The sequence below is a fragment of the Bacillus sp. FSL R9-9497 genome, assembly GCF_038005805.1.
Lineage (GTDB): Bacteria > Bacillota > Bacilli > Bacillales > Bacillaceae_G > Bacillus_A > Bacillus_A cereus.
In genome coordinates, this window is record NZ_JBBOTY010000001.1 from 1286922 (window position 1) to 1303726 (window position 16805).

A 16805-nucleotide genomic window follows, 5' to 3' on the forward strand; every position below is an offset into this window, starting at 1 on the left:
TGGCCTGCTTTTTAGTAGAATAAAGGATAATATGAAGTAGAAGTTCTCTCCTTTTTTTGCTATGTTTTTTGGGAAAGGAGAGGAAGGGATGTTCACTTATTTATATGCACTGTTAGCAGGGATGGTGTTTGGTTCTTTTTTTATGCTAGTTGCGATGAGGGTTCCATTAGGTGCTTCTATTATTACCCCGCGTTCACATTGTGGTTATTGCAAATATGTGCTAAGGACAAAAGAACTAATCCCTATCATTTCATTTTATATACAAAGAGGCTGTTGTACGAATTGTAAGAGGAAAATTCCAATTATGTATGTAGCATTTGAATGTATAACAGGAGGTATATTTCTTCTTACAGTGTATATGATTGGAATAGAACGAGAGCTTATTATTATTTTATCCCTTTTTTCGCTACTTCTTATTATTTCAGTTACAGATTACTTATATATGTTAATTCCTGATTGTATTTTAATTTCGTTTGCCTTTTTACTCATTCTCGAAAGTGTTTTTGTACAATTAGTTACTTGGACAGATAGTATAGCTGGTAGTGGTGTTATATTTATTTTGTTATATTGCATGCAAAAGATATATCCAGAAGGGCTTGGCGGAGGAGATATAAAACTACTTTCGTTACTTGGATTTATAGTAGGAGTGAAAGGAGTTTTTATCGTTTTATTTTTAGCATCTTGTTTTAGTCTTTGTTTTTTCGGGATTGGTATCGGATTAAAACGTATAGAAGTACGAAAGCCAATTCCATTTGGTCCTTTTATTAGTCTCGGGGCAATATGTTATGTATTGGCCGCATATTCAAATTAGAGAGGGAATCGAAAATGAACGTATATATGGATGATCAAAGAAGTTGCCCGTTCGGGTATGTGCCCGCAACTACAGTAGAATGTGCTTTGCAAATGGTTCGGGATTATGATGTGAATATTCTTTCTCTTGATTTTAATATGGGATGGGGAGCGAAAAATGGACTAGATTTTGTAGAAGCTTTTTGTACAGAGGGGTTATATGTAAATGAAATTCACTTTCATACGAATGATGTTATCGGTATGCACAAGATGAAACAGAGAATGGATAAGGGAAAGGAAGAAGGAGAAATTACTCCTCACCTTGTTGTTAAATACGTGGGAAGCTAAAAACTCCAAAGTAAAACTTTGGAGTTTTTAATGCTTCATATGGGCTTGTAAAGGAATAATCTCTTCTTGTTGAGCTGTTGCGATTTCAGTTTCTTCCTGTTGAACTTCAGGCGTTTTCTTTGTTAAGTAGTGGTATACCATACCGACAAATACTGATCCGCCAATAATGTTACCAATTGTAACAGGAATTAAGTTATGAATAGCACCTGAAAAAGAAATTGTCTCAGGATGCGGTGAAACTAAAGATAAAGCAAAGAGTGATAAGTTTGCAATACTATGTTCGTAACCAGATAAGAAGAATGTGAAAACAAGTAGCATCATGACCATTATTTTTGCTGTGTCACCTTTAACCTGAGAAGGTAAGAAGCAAGCAAGACATACGAGCCAGTTACATAAAATGGCTTTAAAGAATAACTGCATTGTAGGTGTATTCATCTTTCCTTCAACGACTTTACTCATTAAGTGACCGTGATCAATTGCTTCAAAAATTCCAGTTGCGTAAAATAGTAAGGCAAAGAATAATGCGCCGGCTAAGTTACCTGCATAACAAGCAACCCAGTTACGAAGTGTATCAGAAATCGTTGTTTCTTTTCTTAAAGTTGCTACAGTAAAGTACATTGTGTTTCCAGTAAACAATTCAGCACCGCCATATATAATAAGTACGAGAGCAATCCCGAAAAACATAGAGGCAGATAAATAAGTTGCTGGTGAATCTGCAATGTGAAAAAAGTTACCTAATTTAAAACATAGTACAATAATAAAACCGATATAAATCCCCGCAAGTGCAGCACGAATGAAATATTGCATTGGGTTTGTATCTAGTATTTTCTTTTTGCTTTTAGCCAGTTTGACAACATAATCTAGTCCTTGTTCTAGCATGAGTAATACGCTCCTTTAGTAAATCTTCTATAAATACTCCTTATATGAATAAAGTACATGGAATTGTTCCTACTTTCAATGAGTTTGTGCAATGTTTCACAAAAAGGACATACATACATTAAGAAAACGTTTACAAAAGGTAGTATAATGGAATTTTTTCTGGACATTGCGAGGAAGAAAGGAAAAAGAAAAAGCGCTGTAATTACAGCGCTTTTTCGTCTAAATTCTTTTCCACTTTTACTTCTACTTCTTTTGAGAAGAACCAACCACCAACTGCGATTCCGACTAATACAATCCAGAATGTAAGCTTCCACGGAGTGGATTCTGGGAATGAATGTGGAATTACATTTAATGCAGGGTGTGCTAACGTATAAACTGCTAGCTTCACACCAACCCAACCTACAATTAAGAATGCTGCAGTTTCAAGCCCTGGTTTACGTTTTAAGATTTGTACGAAAGCAGTTGCTGCAAATCGCATAATGATTAATCCGATAAGTCCACCTACAAAGATAACAACGAATTGCCCAGTATCCAGACTACCAATTGTACCTAGTCCTGTTTTTGGTAAAGTCATTGCTAGTGCAACAGCAGCTAAAATTGAATCAACTGCGAAGGCGATATCAGCAACCTCAACTTTAAATACAGTCCACCAAAAGTTCTCTTGTTTTTTCTTTGCTTCTTTTTCTTCTGTTTCTTCATCTGTATTCTTTTTAACATATGTTTTAAATAAGTGATTACCAGCGATAAACATAAGGTAGATGGCACCGATTGCTTGCACTTGCCATACATCGACTAAGAACGAAATCATAAATAACGATCCAAATCGGAAAACGAATGCCCCCGCTAATCCGTAAAATAGTGCTTTCTTTCGTTTTTCTTCTGGTAAATGTTTTACCATAATTGCAAGAACAAGAGCGTTATCAGCCGCTAAAATCCCTTCAAGTGCAATTAGGATGAGTAATACCCAACCATACTCCAATAATAATGATACATCCATGTACATTCTCCTCTCATCTCTATAACTTCTAAATAAGTGAAGAATTTCCCCACTATTTAGTTTCCCCATACTCCTGCCTATTAACTTTGGAAGAATCTGGAAATGAATGCAAAAAAGACCTCTGCCGTTAATAGGCAAAGGTCTTGCTAGACATATGTAATAAAAATGCCAACAAAGCCGGAAGAACTAAGTTCTACGTAATGACGACTTTGTTTCCAAGATATATTCTTGGACGCTACTCCCCTTTGGAGATATGTTATTGTATTCTCATTATATGGATAATTTATACGGTTGTCAACCTGTTAAAATATCTTCATTCGGATATTTTATTTTTCGGTTCTTTTTACGAGCAAATGAAAATGCCAATGTTAAAGGACCCATTTTCCCAAAAAACATCATAAAAATAATAATCGCTTTTCCAATTATAGTTAAGTGGGGTGTTAAGTTCATACTGAGGCCAACAGTCCCAAATGCTGAAAATACTTCGAAAGCACTCATCAATAGAGGAACTCGTTCAGTAATACTCAAAATTAAAATAGCAAAAAAGATAAATGAAATAGAAATAATAGTAATGGTTAATGATTTGACAATGAGAGTATCTTTAATGGATTTTTTAAATACGACAATATCTTCTTGTTCTTGTAAAAATTTAAATACGCCAAAAAATATGATTAAAAATGTTGTTAACTTAATCCCCCCACCCGTTGAAGCACTACCAGCACCAATAAACATAAGTAGCATCATTAATAGCAGGGAAGGTTTTGACAATGTAGAAATATCAACTGTATTAAACCCGGCAGTTCGCGTTGAAATTGCTTGGAAATAAGAGGCCATTCCTTCTTCAAATGGGGTAAAACCTCTCATAGAAAGAGAGTTATGGAACTCGAATATAAAAATAAAAAGGGTAGCAATAATGTTGATGATTAGAGTAGAAGAGAGCATAAGTTTTGAATGTAGTGTAAGGTTTTTAAAGTTTTTCTTTCTTTTTATGTCTACGATCACTGTAAAACCAATTCCACCTAAAATGATGAGAGAGGAAATGACGAAATTGACAATAATGCTATGAGAATGGGACATTAAATTATCGCTCCACACAGAAAAACCAGCATTGTTAAAGGCTGAGATTGAATGGAAAAAACTATAATAGATCCCTTTGGTAACCCCGTATTTTGGTACCCACTCAAAAGAAAGAATTAAAGTAGCGATACATTCGACTGTAAAAGAGAATAAAAATAATGCTTTGGCAAGACGGATGACGCCGCCTATATTCGTTTGATTTAATGCTTGTTGTAATAAAATACGGTTTTGAAGACCGATTTTTCTGCCGAGCATAATCGCAATTAAGACAGCAAAGCTCATAATACCAAGTCCGCCAACTTGTATAAGCGTTAAAATGACACATTGTCCAAACAAAGTAAATACTTTTCCAGTGTCCACAACACCAAGCCCTGTAACCGTACAGGCAGAAACTGTTGTAAATAAAGCATCGAGCCATGAAATAGACGTTGTTGTAGCGATTGGAAGTTTTAATAAGCATGTACCTATAATTGATAACATGATAAAAGACAAAGTAAGAACGCGGGGAGGACTCATACGAATGTTAATCCGTTTCATGTTATATATCGTTCCTTTCTGTTTGCTCTTACTAGTATGTGAAAAAGTCCGATTATGTATGTGAAAAATAGAAAGAGGCAGAGAATATCTGCCTCTAAGCCATATGTTATATTATTATCCACGTAATTGTTGTTGAGCTAAAGAAACAAGACGTTTTGTTACTTCACCGCCAACTGATCCGTTAGAACGAGATGCTGTATTAGACCCTAAGCTTACGCCGAATTCTTGTGCAATTTCATATTTAAATTGATCAAGTGCTTGTTCAGCACCTGGAACTAGTAATTTGTTTGTTTTTGCCATGATGATACACATCCTTATGAGTAATCCAGTCCAGATAAGTACTTATCTGAATTGGTACTGTTATTTTATGTGGAACCGGCGTGCTCATACGCGGAAGTAATCGGTGTGATTAGAAGTTATTGGATAGAAAAAAGAGTAGCAAATTTGCTACTCTTTTTTTAGTATTGTCGCTGTACCTTCCACGACAATATCATCCGATTGATTATATATATTTGTTTGCAACGTAATGATTTTTTTATCGTCACGCTTCTTAATAACCTCTGCCACAACGCGAAGTGTATCACCGATTTTGACAGGGGCACGGAATGAAACATTTTGGGATAAATAAATCGTATTTTTGCCTGGGAGTTTCGTTCCAAGGATGGTAGAAATAAAACTCGAAACGAGCATACCATGGGCAATGCGTTCTTTAAACATTGTCGTTTTTGCAAAAGAGTCTAAAATGTGAATAGGATTCACATCCCCAGTCAATTTTGCAAAATTGATAACATCTTCATCTGTAATTGTTTTTGTAAGGGATGCTTGATCACCGACTTGAATCTCATCATAACGAAGCTCCGGGACGGTTTGTGCTTCTTGAAATGGATTCATTTTGTCCTCCTTCTTTTCCATATCGAAAAATGCCAGCCATCTTGATGTAGTAGGAGGAAGAAAGAGTTTTGTTTGTGCTGCAGTTAGCTCCCACATTTTTCTTACTTGATGGAAGTAAATAGATTTTTTGAGTTTTCCTCGAACTTTTTTGCGAGTTCCAACTGTTTTGACTTGAACTCTTCCAAAAAACCTTCTAACTGTTTTTGAGCCTCTTCACGTTGTAATTGTTGTTGCTCAATAAATTGTTTTGTTGTTTCTTCAAATTGACCGCTTGTTTGTGTAAGAATTGACAAAGATGTTTTTGTAGGAGAAACAGTAAGTTGATGCATATGAGCAGAAAGTTCCTTCCATTTGTCCTGCCACTCGTTAATTTGATCATTTAAGGAGTTTCCAGTTAATTGTTTCACGTAATCTGTATATTGGTTGTTGAACTGAGCAGTGAGTTGTTGTAGTTCTTTTTCTAGTTCATCTACTCCTGATGTTAATTTATGCAAAGCGTCTTGTTGTTGTTTTAATGTTTCTAAAGTAAGCTGCTCTAATTGTTTCCCAGCTGAAGAGAAAAGGGAAAGTGATTGAGACCAGTTTTTCCAAAATGCATCGACTAATTCGTATGGTTTAGTTTCCATTATTTGACCCCCAAATGTTTTTTTGCATATTGTGAACGCAGATTACTCTGCTGTACCACCAGGTGAAGATGAAGAATCCTTTTCATCCTTTTCTGGAGAAGTAGAAAATGGAAAGAATGCATTGGTGTATAACGTGAAAAACGTTCGCAACATATTTTGATAATGTTCAAAAGAAGTCGCACATGTTGTTAAATATTGCTCTCCATATTCAGTTAAAGAATAAATTCTTTTTGCCGGCCCTCCATCGCTTGTATCCCAAGTAGAAGAAATAAGGTTTTCTTTTTCTAATTTGCGTAGTGTTCTATAAACATTACCTTGGTCAACAGAAGAAAAGCCGATATCCATTAGCATTTGAATAAGTTTGTAACCATGAAGACTCCAGTCTTTTAGACATAGAAGTAAGAAGGGAACTAAGAAGTTTTTTGGCATGGAGTTTGGTTGTTTCGCTTGGTTGCTCTCCAAACTTTCGCGTTGTTCTGGTTCATTTTGTAGCATGATTGTGCATCACCTCATGAATCAGTTAGATGGAATTTTTTGCTTATAAGTGCAATTTACACCTATCTGTTTTTAAAGTCAACACATTTGTTAGAAAATAGAAAAAAATAAAATATAGACTTGAAGTTTTATTCAGAATATTAGAAAATAGTGAATAGGTTGAATTGTTTCAAAAACGAAAAAAGGAGTGTAGGTAAAGTGATTGATCAAAAATTCGATCCACTACAAGCATGGAAAAATGCTTATGAACAAACCGAAACATTTTGGGGAAAAGCGCTCAATGAAACAATTAAAACAGAAGAATATTCTGCTTGGATGGGCAGCGTTCTAGATTTGAATTTGTTTTATCAAAAAGCATTAAATGATACGACAAAAAACTATTTAGAACAAGTAAATGTGCCGACGAAAGAGGATATCGCAAGAGTGGCTACGCTTGTTATTAACTTAGAAAATAAAGTAGATAACATTGAGGAGTTTCTAGAGGAGAAAGTCGATTCTTTAGGACAAGCTCCTACATTAAAGCGTGATGTGACGAAAGTGAAACAAGATATTCGTACGCTTGAAACAAAAGTAGATCAAATTTTAGAATTGCTAGAAAAGCAAAATGCAGTACTAGCTAAACTACAAGTACCTGTAAAAGAAGAGGTAAAGCCTGCGAATAAGCCAGAAAATAAAAAATGATAAAAGCGCTTGTTTATAACAGATAAAAGAGAGAGGGAGAATCTCTTTTCACGTATAAACAGCGAAACATAATTATATATGGACTCTATAGTATGAGTACCAAAATGATTCATAACAATCGTTCACAAATTCATTTAAGGGGGAAAAGAAATGGTTCAATTAAATGGAAAAGTAGCAATCGTAACAGGTGGAGCAAAAGGAATTGGAAAAGCAATTACAGTAGCATTAGCACAAGAGGGAGCGAAAGTAGTTATTAACTATAATAGCAGTAAAGAAGCAGCTGAAAATTTAGTAAATGAATTAGGAAAAGACGGACATGATGTTTATGCAGTGCAAGCGGATGTTTCTAAAGTAGAAGATGCAAACCGACTTGTAGAAGAAGCTGTGAATCATTTTGGTAAAGTTGATATTCTTGTTAATAATGCTGGTATTACAAGAGATCGTACATTCAAAAAGTTAAATCGTGAAGATTGGGAGCGCGTAATTGACGTGAATTTAAGTAGCGTATTTAATACGACAAGCGCTGTTCTTCCATACATAACAGAAGCGGAAGAAGGAAGAATTATTAGCATTTCTTCTATTATTGGTCAAGCAGGTGGATTTGGCCAAACAAACTACTCAGCAGCAAAAGCAGGTATGCTAGGATTTACAAAATCGTTAGCGTTAGAACTTGCAAAAACAAATGTCACTGTAAACGCTATTTGCCCAGGATTTATTGATACTGAAATGGTAGCAGAAGTACCAGAAGAAGTACGTCAAAAAATCGTTGCAAAAATCCCGAAAAAACGTTTTGGTCAAGCTGATGAAATTGCAAAAGGTGTAGTATACCTATGCCGTGACGGTGCGTATATCACAGGTCAACAATTAAACATTAACGGCGGATTATATATGTAATGAAGCAAGAAAAAAGTGCATATCCATAGCAGGAATGCACTTCTTTTTTTTAGAAGGAAATCGACCAAAAAGGAGATAGAAAAATGACTACATTCGCAACAGAATGGGAAAAGCAATTAGAGCTATACCCAGAAGAGTACCGAAAAGCATACCGCCGAGTGAAAAGGGCGAGTGAAATTTTATTACGTGAACCAGAGCCGCAAGTAGGATTAACGCCGAAAGAGGTTATTTGGACGAAGAATAAGACGAAGCTTTATCGCTACATTCCAAAACAAGAAAAAACACAAAGAGTTCCAATTCTGTTAATATATGCTCTTATTAATAAACCATATATTATGGATTTAACTCCTGGAAATAGTTTAGTGGAATATCTAGTGGATCGTGGTTTTGATGTGTATATGCTTGATTGGGGCACATTTGGTTTAGAAGATAGTCATTTGAAATTTGATGATTTCGTGTTTGATTATATTGCAAAAGCCGTAAAAAAAGTAATGCGAACTGCGAAATCGGACGAGATTTCTTTACTTGGTTATTGCATGGGTGGAACGCTAACTTCTATTTATGCAGCGCTTCATCCGCACATGCCAATTCGTAACCTAATCTTTATGACAAGTCCTTTTGATTTCTCTGAAACAGGATTGTATGGTCCTTTATTAGATGAGAAATACTTCAATTTAGATAAAGCGGTTGATACATTTGGAAATATTCCGCCAGAAATGATTGATTTCGGAAACAAAATGTTAAAGCCAATTACGAACTTTGTTGGTCCATATGTTGCTTTAGTAGATCGTTCAGAGAATGAACGCTTCGTCGAAAGCTGGAGATTGGTTCAAAAGTGGGTTGGTGATGGTATTCCGTTCCCAGGTGAATCATACAGACAGTGGATTCGTGATTTTTATCAAAATAATAAATTGGTTAAGGGTGAACTCGTTATTCGCGGACAAAAGGTAGACCTTGCAAATATTAAGGCGAATGTCTTAAATATTTCTGGGAAACGTGATCATATCGCTTTGCCATGTCAAGTAGAAGCATTGCTAGATCATATTTCTAGCAATGATAAACAATATGTATGTTTACCGACAGGACATATGTCTATCGTTTACGGTGGAACAGCTGTAAAACAAACATATCCGACGATTGGAAATTGGCTTGAAGAGCGTTCTAATTAAAGATAAAAAATCCAACTAGCCTATGTTAGTTGGATTTTTTTATGAAAAATAACAAAACATAGAAAGGAGAAATTTATATTTTAGGAGTATAATTATGAAACTTATGATGGGTAAGTTGTTTTGGAATACAGGAGTTTCTGTACCTTGTTATCCACTGTTAGAAAATGATATGATATGTGATGTGCTCGTAGTCGGAAGCGGCGAAGCCGGTGCTCATATAGCGCATTCGTTAGCGAAAATTGGCATGAGTGTTACACTTATTGAAAAAAGAGCCATTGCATGTGGTAGCACAGCTGCTAATACAGGTTTACTACAATTTCTTCATGATAAATCGTTAACCTCTCTTATCCATACATTTGGTAAAGAAAAAGGGGTGCGAGCATATAAGCTTTGTTATGAAGCGCTAAGAACAATGGAAGCGGTAATACCGACTCTTGATATTAATCCCCATTTTATTCTGCGAAATAGTTTATATTATGCAAGTAAAAGTGAGGATGTCTCATTTTTACAAGAGGAGTACAATACGTTACAGAATTATGGATTTCCTGTTGAGTATTTTACAGCATCTGATATTAAGGAGCGTTATCCTTTTATAAAACAAGCGGCATTATATACACACGGTGATGCTGAGGTAAATCCGTATTTATTAGCACATAGTCTTTTGCATAAAGCAAACCAAATGGGAGCTAATATATATGAACATACAGAGGCAATACATATAAAAAAACGCAAAAATGATTTAATTTGTTACACGAAAACAGGGAATCAAATTGTAGCAAAGAATATTATTATGGCGACAGGTTATGAAGCGCTTTTTGGAAAGAAAGAAAAAAATACAACAGTAGACACCTCTTATGCAATTGTAACAAATGAAATAGATCAGTTTGAAGGCTGGCATGAGCGATCGTTAATTTGGGAAACGGCACGGCCCTACTTATATTTTCGAACGTATCAAAACCGCATTATTGTAGGCGGATTAGATGAAGCGATGCAAATTCAAACAATCGGTGATACGAAATTATTGCATAAGCGTGATATCCTTATTAATATTGTAAAAGAGATGTTCCCGCAGTATAAAAATATACAGGCAGACTACTATTGGGCAGCTGTATTTGGTGGTACTCATGATGGTCTTCCCATTTTAAAAGAAGATGAAAAGATACATAATTTATTTTACGCATTGCCGTATGGAGGTAATGGAACTGTATATGGAATGGTCTTTGCCAAATTATTTGAGCAGTTATTTACAAATAAAGAAAGTAAAGATTTTTCTTTATTTAATCGATAGAAAAAAGGTAGCGAAGTGATGGAATGAGAGATATAAAAAAGTTTTTACAAAAATTACGTCCTGTACAACTCATCGTTTTGTTTTATTTATTAGCGGTAGTTGTATCGGTGATATTGCTTAGTTTCCCGTTTGTTACGAAGCCCGGTGTGAAATGGACATTTATAGATGCTCTTTTTACATCGGTTAGTGCGGTAAGTGTTACGGGGCTGTCTGTTATTACGATTCCAGATACGTTTACTACTGCAGGAATTATTGTTTTAGCTCTTATTTTACAATTAGGCGGCTTAGGAATTATGGCGCTTGGTACATTTGTTTGGATCATTACGGGGAAAAAGATTGGTTTGCAAAGAAGAAGATTAATTATGGCAGATCATAATCAAGGAAATTTATCGGGTCTCGTAGAATTGATGCGTTCTATTTTAATTGTAATTATTTCGATAGAACTTATTGGAGCAATCTTATTAGGTACAAGATTTTTACTTTACTTTCCGACTTGGCAAGAAGCTTATTTTCACGGTTTCTTTGCAGCTGTTAGTGCGACTACGAACGGCGGATTTGATTTAACAGGACAGTCATTAATTCCGTATAAAAAAGATTATATTGTTCAAATGATTCATATGTTACTAATTATTTTAGGAGCGATTGGTTTCCCTGTGCTAATGGAAGTAAAGCAATTTCTTAGTAAAAGGCGACAACAATTATTCCGTTTTTCATTATTTACAAAATTGACGACAACAACATTTTTCGTACTCGTTGTTGTGGGTACAATTATGATTTTTTTACTGGAGAGAAATCATTTTTTAGTAGGAAAATCATGGCATGAAACTGTATTTTATACATTATTTCAATCTGTGACGACGCGAAGTGGTGGACTTGCAACAATGGATATACGTGAATTATCACAACCGACGCTTTTATTTATGAGTATATTAATGTTTATAGGGGCATCTCCAAGTTCGGTTGGGGGCGGAATACGTACAACTACATTTGCTGTTAGTATATTGTCACTATACACCTTTGCAAGGGGCGGTAGAACAGTTAGAGTCTTCAAACGGCAGCTACATGAAGAGGATGTACTGAAAGCATCTGTCGTTATGACGATGGGGATTTTGTTATGTGCTACTGCGCTATTCATTTTATCTATTACGGAAAATGTACCGCTTATGAGCTTAATTGTTGAAGTTTGTTCTGCTTTCGGAACGACGGGACTATCAACAGGTGTTACGCCTGATTTAACAACTGTTGGGAAACTTGTACTTATTGTGCTTATGTTTATCGGACGCGTTGGTATTTTAACATTTATTTTAGCTAGTGGTGGAAGGGAACAACCACCTCGCTATAAATACCCGAAAGAGCGGATTATTATTGGATAGTATGAAACCATTCTACCTACGTTAGGTAGAATGGTTTTTTAGTCGTTAATGCCAAATTGTGGATGCATAAAAGCTTCATTTTTATTATCCACTTCGTTTTTTAGTAACTCTTGATTTTCTTCTGAAATCCACCCAATATCATTTGTCGGATGGATCCACTCATCGCCAGCCATAATGGCAGGATCTACTTCATCACTCCAATTGTTAAGCGGACTGTTCTCGGAATTATATTTACTGTCTCCAATTACAACATTATATTGATTCACAAAAGGTTGTTGCATCGTTTTTCCTGTTCCTTTAAAAGATGGAAAATTCATTTGATGCGGGAGCGTTTCGTCTAAAATGGGTGATTGAATCTTTTCTTTTTTCTTCAAAATTATCGCTCCTTTTTATAATGATTTCTTCATATGTAGTATTTCCATCTAACGCCTCTTATGTACTTGTTAACACTTGCCAGTAATAATTATTTTAAGTTGTTTCAAACTAGAGTAGAAAGTGATTTCTTGAGAGCAGGTGAATGTATTGGTAAAAAGAAAAGTGAAACAAAATGCGGCAATCAATAATAATAAAACTCCGAAAGAAAGCTTACCAGATGCAGAATTTGCATTAGAGTATGAAGGAGAAAATAGCGCAAAGTATGCGAATCGTAATTCAAAAAAAGGGAAACAAAAATGAGGCGTTTTTTACAAACGCCTCATTTTTTTGTGGGATTATAAAGGTTTTTTTAATTATTTGTAAATTTAGTGTTTTCTATTAGCGGAAAAATGCGAAAAAACATAGAAGTAGCAACGTATTACACAAAAACAAACAACAAACAAAAGATTAATGTTGGTTTAATACTGCTTTTACACTAGTTGTTTATATTTGAGTTGTACATAAGATTTGTAAAAGGAGAGAGAAACAGTGAAAAAAACAATCTTTAAAGCTGTAGCGACTGGAATGGTATTTTCGTTATTAATGGGGTGTGGTGCAAAGAAGGAAGAAAGTGCTGGAGCGAAAGTGAAAGATGACAAATTATCTGGATCATTAACTGTTTACACAGCAATTGAAGAAGAACTTGTACCAATTTATCTTGATTCCTTTAAAAAGAAATATCCTGATGTGAAATTGAACATTGTACGTGATTCAACAGGAGTTATTACTGCGAAATTGCTAGCTGAAGGGAAAAATACACAAGCAGATGTTGTATGGGGAACTGCGGCATCAAGTCTATTAGCTTTAGATAAAAAAGATATGTTAAAAGGATACTCTCCAAAAGGAGCAGATCGTGTTCTTCCACAATTTAAAGATGATAAGCAACCTGAAAAATGGGTAGGAAATACTGCATTTATGACGGGGATTGCTGTAAATAAAGAAGAGTTAAAGAAGAAAAATTTACCGATGCCAGAATCATATGAAGATTTAACGAAACCAGAGTATAAAGGAACACTTGTTATGCCACATCCAGCATCATCTGGAACAGGATTTTTAACAGTTTCTGCATGGCTACAAATCATGGGTGAAGATAAAGGCTGGGATTACATGAAGAAACTTCATGATAATATGGCAAGTTATACGCATTCAGGATCAAAACCAGCGAAATTAGCAGGAGCGGGTGAATATCCAGTTGGCGTATCAATGGTTTATAGTGCTTTGAAAGAGAAACAAAAAGGTGCACCAGTTGAAGTTGTATTGCCGAAAGAAGGATTAGGTTGGGAAGTAGAAGCGAACGCACTTATTAAAAAAGATAATGCAAAAAATGAAAAATTAGCGCAAGCATTTTTAGATTGGGCGATTACTGATGATGTAATGAAGTTATACTTCGAGAAAAATGGATTTGCGACAATTAAAAATGATTATAAACTTCCAGATGGATTCCCTAAAGATGTAACAGAAAAGTTATACAAAAAGAATGACTTTAAGTGGGCAGCAGAAAATCGTGACAAAATTTTAGAAAAATGGGAAAAAGAGTTTGGCCAAAAAGCAGAACCGAAAAAGTAAGTGAGTGGGAGAGAGAAAAAATGAGCGAATATTTATCAATTCAACACATTCAAAAACAGTTTGATGCATTTACAGCGTTAAAAGATATTTCTTTTACTGTGAACAAAAATGAGTTTGTATGTTTATTAGGCCCAAGTGGTTGTGGGAAAACGACATTGCTTCGAATTTTAGCAGGTCTAGAAGAGGCAACAACAGGTAGTATAGCTGTGAATGGAAAAGATATTACAGCATTACCTCCTGGAAAGAGAAACTTCGGAATGGTGTTTCAATCGTATGCATTATTTCCGAATTTAACAGCACTTGAAAATATTGAATACGGCTTAAAGACAAAAAAATATGGAAAAGCAGAAGTAAAAGAGAAAGCGCTAGAGGCGTTAAAACTTGTAGATTTACTGAATGTAAAAGATAAATATCCTGCTCAAATGTCTGGTGGACAACAGCAGCGAGTGGCACTTGCACGTGCGCTCGCTCTGTCTCCAGATATTTTGTTACTTGATGAGCCGTTATCTGCTTTAGATGCGAAAGTACGTGAAAAGTTACGTAGAGAAATGCGTGATTTGCAAGAGAAAGTAGGAGTAACAACTATTATGGTCACGCATGATCAAGAAGAGGCATTAACGATGGCTGATAAAATTGTTGTAATGAATCATGCGGAAATTATGCAGATTGGAACACCAGAGGAGATTTATCAAAGACCAGCCAATCCGTTTGTGGCAGATTTTATTGGTTCTATTAATTTCTTTTCGAAAAATAACGAAGAGCATGCAATTCGTCCTGAACATGTAACAATTGTACAAAAGGACGGTATTAAAACAGTTGTGGAAAGTATGGAGTTTCGTGGATCTGTATATCGGACGGAAGTGCGAGTCGTAGAAGAAAACACATACCTTTATAATGAGAAAATTGTAGTGGATATATTAGCATCAGAAGTAGAAGTAGCTGATATTAGAAAAGGAAAGCCGATTCAAATCTCTTTCTCAGAAAATCATATGTTGTCATATGGAAAGAAGGTCATTGTATAGATGGAGATGTTAGAAAACTACAAGGTAGAAAGTGCGAAAAAAAAGATTAAGAGAAGTATAGGGAAAGAGGAATGGATCCAAAGGCTTGTAATTATTGGTATGATTCTTTCCTTCCTTATCATACTTGTATTACCACTATTACAACTATTTACACAAGCTTTTTATAATAAAGATGGAGTTTTCATTGGTTTAGCGAATTTCAGTAAATATTTCACAACACCGACTTTAGTTCAGTCTTTACAAAATACGGTATGGATTTCGGGCGCAACAACAATTATTTCAGTTTCAATTGCATTCGTTTACGCATATGCGATTGCCCGTACGAATGTTTTTGGAAAGCGTGTATTTCAGTATGTAGCGTTATTACCATTGTTTGCACCAACGATGATGCACGGTATAGCACTTACATATTTATTTGGTAATCAAGGGCTAGTAACGAAAGGAATGTTTGGGTTATTTGAAGGTATACAAATCCCTTTATATGGACCAGTAGGAATTGTAATAGCTGAAGTTATGTATACATTTCCGCAAGCCTTTCTCATATTACTAATTGCCTTTCAAGGATCCGATTATCGTTTATATGAAGCTTCTAATATGCTAGGGGCGAGTAAAACAAAACAATTTTTCACGGTTACTTTACCTAGTGTAAAGTACGGATTAATTAGTGCAATGTTTGTTGTGTTTACACTTAGTTTCACTGATTTTGGGGCACCAAAAATTGTTGGTGGACAATATAATGTGCTTGCTACTGACGTATACAAACAAGTAATTGGACAGCAAAATATGTCGATGGGTGCAACAGTTGGAATGATTTTATTAATCCCAGCTATATTCGCATTTGCAGTTGATCGTATTACGCAAAGAAAGCAGGCGAATTTCTTATCTTCAAAAGCAGTACCATACAGAATAATAGCTAATAAGAAAAGAGATGTCATCTCATTCATATACTGTAGTGTGATTACATTTATGATCATTTTGTTATTTGTGGCAGTTGGTATTGCTGCAAGTGTGAAAGTATGGCCATATAATATGAGTTTTACATTTGAGCATTTTAATTTTTCGAGTTTAACAGGAGATGGACTTGAAGCATTTAAAAATAGCGTAATTGTTTCAGCAGTTACAGCAGTTATTGGGGCGATTTTAACATTTGTATTTGCATATGCAATTGAGAAAATAGACCAGCTACAATTCTTCCGAAAAACAGGTTACTTTTTCTCTATCGTTCCTTTAGCCATACCAGGTTTAGTACTCGGATTAGGATATGTCTTTTTCTTTAGTCAACCAACGATTCAAATTTTGGGACTATCAGTAACGAACCCGTTTCATTCTTTATACGGAACAATCGCTGTGTTAGTACTAGTAAATATCATTCATTTTTATTCTGTAACATTTGTCACGGCAACGACTGCTTTAAAGAAATTAGATCGAGAGTTTGAGCTTGTTTCGCAGTCGATGGGTATTCCGTTTTATAAAACATTCTTTAGAGTAACGGTACCAATGTGTTTACCAGCAATTTTAGAAATGGTAATGTACTACTTCGTAAATTCAATGGTAACTGTATCGGCAGTTGTATTCCTATATGCAGCTGATTTTAAACTAGCTGCCGTATCAATCGTAAATATGGATGATGCAGGAAATGTGGCGCCAGCAGCTGCAATGAGTGTGCTTATTGTTGTTACAAATATTGTAGTAAGAGTTGTATATGAATGGGGAACGAAAGCACTTCGTAACCGAACTTCACAATGGCAAAAAAGATAAG

The 16805-nt window shown here is 35.2% G+C and carries 19 protein-coding genes and 1 riboswitch; of the genes, 11 read left to right on the plus strand and 8 right to left on the minus strand.

The window, feature by feature from the left end; all coding sequences use genetic code 11:
- The first annotated feature begins 88 nt into the window (after window positions 1-88).
- Both MKY21_RS06655 and MKY21_RS06660 read left to right on the plus strand, forming a co-directional pair.
- Window positions 89-811, plus strand: coding sequence for a prepilin peptidase (locus MKY21_RS06655; protein ID WP_000495718.1), 723 nt, complete (start codon window positions 89-91; stop codon window positions 809-811).
- A gap of 14 nt (window positions 812-825) precedes the next feature.
- Complete coding sequence (locus MKY21_RS06660; protein WP_001103761.1) at window positions 826-1137, plus strand: cyclic-phosphate processing receiver domain-containing protein; 312 nt, start codon at window positions 826-828, stop codon at window positions 1135-1137.
- Window positions 1138-1164: 27 nt separating this feature from the next.
- Here the strand turns inward: MKY21_RS06660 and MKY21_RS06665 are convergent, their stop codons facing one another.
- The 7 genes from MKY21_RS06665 to phaQ form a co-directional block, all read right to left on the minus strand.
- Entirely contained in the window at window positions 1165-2016 is an 852-nt protein-coding gene (locus tag MKY21_RS06665; RefSeq protein ID WP_000893029.1) for a formate/nitrite transporter family protein, read from the minus strand.
- Between the two features lie 202 nt (window positions 2017-2218).
- On the minus strand, window positions 2219-3013 hold the full coding sequence (locus MKY21_RS06670; protein WP_000383326.1) for a TerC family protein: 795 nt from the start codon (window positions 3011-3013) through the stop codon (window positions 2219-2221).
- Window positions 3014-3095: 82 nt separating this feature from the next.
- Window positions 3096-3269, minus strand: a riboswitch (yybP-ykoY riboswitch).
- Window positions 3270-3307: 38 nt separating this feature from the next.
- The gene (locus MKY21_RS06675; protein WP_000822339.1) at window positions 3308-4627 is read right to left on the minus strand and encodes a TrkH family potassium uptake protein; all 1320 of its coding nucleotides are present in this window, start codon (window positions 4625-4627) and stop codon (window positions 3308-3310) included.
- A 114-nt stretch (window positions 4628-4741) separates the two neighbouring features.
- Complete coding sequence (locus MKY21_RS06680) at window positions 4742-4927, minus strand: alpha/beta-type small acid-soluble spore protein (protein ID WP_001140707.1); 186 nt, start codon at window positions 4925-4927, stop codon at window positions 4742-4744.
- A gap of 147 nt (window positions 4928-5074) precedes the next feature.
- Window positions 5075-5518, minus strand: a complete 444-nt coding sequence (locus MKY21_RS06685; RefSeq protein WP_001067916.1) for a MaoC family dehydratase — start codon at window positions 5516-5518, stop codon at window positions 5075-5077.
- A 101-nt stretch (window positions 5519-5619) separates the two neighbouring features.
- Window positions 5620-6144, minus strand: coding sequence for a polyhydroxyalkanoic acid inclusion protein PhaP (gene phaP, locus MKY21_RS06690; RefSeq protein ID WP_000448594.1), 525 nt, complete (start codon window positions 6142-6144; stop codon window positions 5620-5622).
- Between the two features lie 42 nt (window positions 6145-6186).
- Window positions 6187-6639, minus strand: coding sequence for a poly-beta-hydroxybutyrate-responsive repressor (phaQ, locus tag MKY21_RS06695; protein ID WP_000939955.1), 453 nt, complete (start codon window positions 6637-6639; stop codon window positions 6187-6189).
- A gap of 198 nt (window positions 6640-6837) precedes the next feature.
- Here phaQ and phaR point away from each other — a divergent pair, with 198 nt between their 5' ends.
- The 5 genes from phaR (at window position 6838) to MKY21_RS06720 (ending at window position 12044) form a co-directional block, all read left to right on the plus strand.
- A complete protein-coding gene (gene phaR / locus MKY21_RS06700) occupies window positions 6838-7320 on the plus strand; it encodes a polyhydroxyalkanoic acid synthase subunit PhaR (protein ID WP_000566942.1) in 483 nt (160 codons plus the stop codon).
- Window positions 7321-7470: 150 nt separating this feature from the next.
- On the plus strand, window positions 7471-8214 hold the full coding sequence (locus tag MKY21_RS06705) for an acetoacetyl-CoA reductase (RefSeq protein ID WP_000250407.1): 744 nt from the start codon (window positions 7471-7473) through the stop codon (window positions 8212-8214).
- 83 nt (window positions 8215-8297) lie between these two features.
- Window positions 8298-9383: a class III poly(R)-hydroxyalkanoic acid synthase subunit PhaC gene (gene phaC / locus MKY21_RS06710; RefSeq protein ID WP_000206333.1), complete on the plus strand. Its 1086-nt coding sequence runs from the start codon at window positions 8298-8300 to the stop codon at window positions 9381-9383.
- A 94-nt stretch (window positions 9384-9477) separates the two neighbouring features.
- On the plus strand, window positions 9478-10671 hold the full coding sequence (locus tag MKY21_RS06715; protein ID WP_016117447.1) for an NAD(P)/FAD-dependent oxidoreductase: 1194 nt from the start codon (window positions 9478-9480) through the stop codon (window positions 10669-10671).
- 23 nt (window positions 10672-10694) lie between these two features.
- On the plus strand, window positions 10695-12044 hold the full coding sequence (locus tag MKY21_RS06720; RefSeq protein WP_001204692.1) for a TrkH family potassium uptake protein: 1350 nt from the start codon (window positions 10695-10697) through the stop codon (window positions 12042-12044).
- A 38-nt stretch (window positions 12045-12082) separates the two neighbouring features.
- On the opposite strand, the gene MKY21_RS06725 is transcribed toward MKY21_RS06720, so the two are convergent.
- Entirely contained in the window at window positions 12083-12418 is a 336-nt protein-coding gene (locus MKY21_RS06725; RefSeq protein WP_000726028.1) for a DUF3905 domain-containing protein, read from the minus strand.
- A 148-nt stretch (window positions 12419-12566) separates the two neighbouring features.
- Here MKY21_RS06725 and MKY21_RS06730 point away from each other — a divergent pair, with 148 nt between their 5' ends.
- The 4 genes from MKY21_RS06730 to MKY21_RS06745 all read left to right on the plus strand — a co-directional run bounded on the left by MKY21_RS06730 (window position 12567) and on the right by MKY21_RS06745 (window position 16804).
- Window positions 12567-12719, plus strand: coding sequence for a hypothetical protein (locus MKY21_RS06730; RefSeq protein ID WP_000240799.1), 153 nt, complete (start codon window positions 12567-12569; stop codon window positions 12717-12719).
- 228 nt (window positions 12720-12947) lie between these two features.
- On the plus strand, window positions 12948-14024 hold the full coding sequence (locus tag MKY21_RS06735) for a putative 2-aminoethylphosphonate ABC transporter substrate-binding protein (protein WP_000750895.1): 1077 nt from the start codon (window positions 12948-12950) through the stop codon (window positions 14022-14024).
- Window positions 14025-14044: 20 nt separating this feature from the next.
- Window positions 14045-15046 (plus strand): putative 2-aminoethylphosphonate ABC transporter ATP-binding protein, encoded by a 1002-nt coding sequence (locus MKY21_RS06740; RefSeq protein ID WP_000006191.1) that lies wholly within the window; start codon window positions 14045-14047, stop codon window positions 15044-15046.
- A complete protein-coding gene (locus MKY21_RS06745; protein ID WP_000425514.1) occupies window positions 15047-16804 on the plus strand; it encodes a putative 2-aminoethylphosphonate ABC transporter permease subunit in 1758 nt (585 codons plus the stop codon).
- Window position 16805 lies beyond the last annotated feature (1 nt).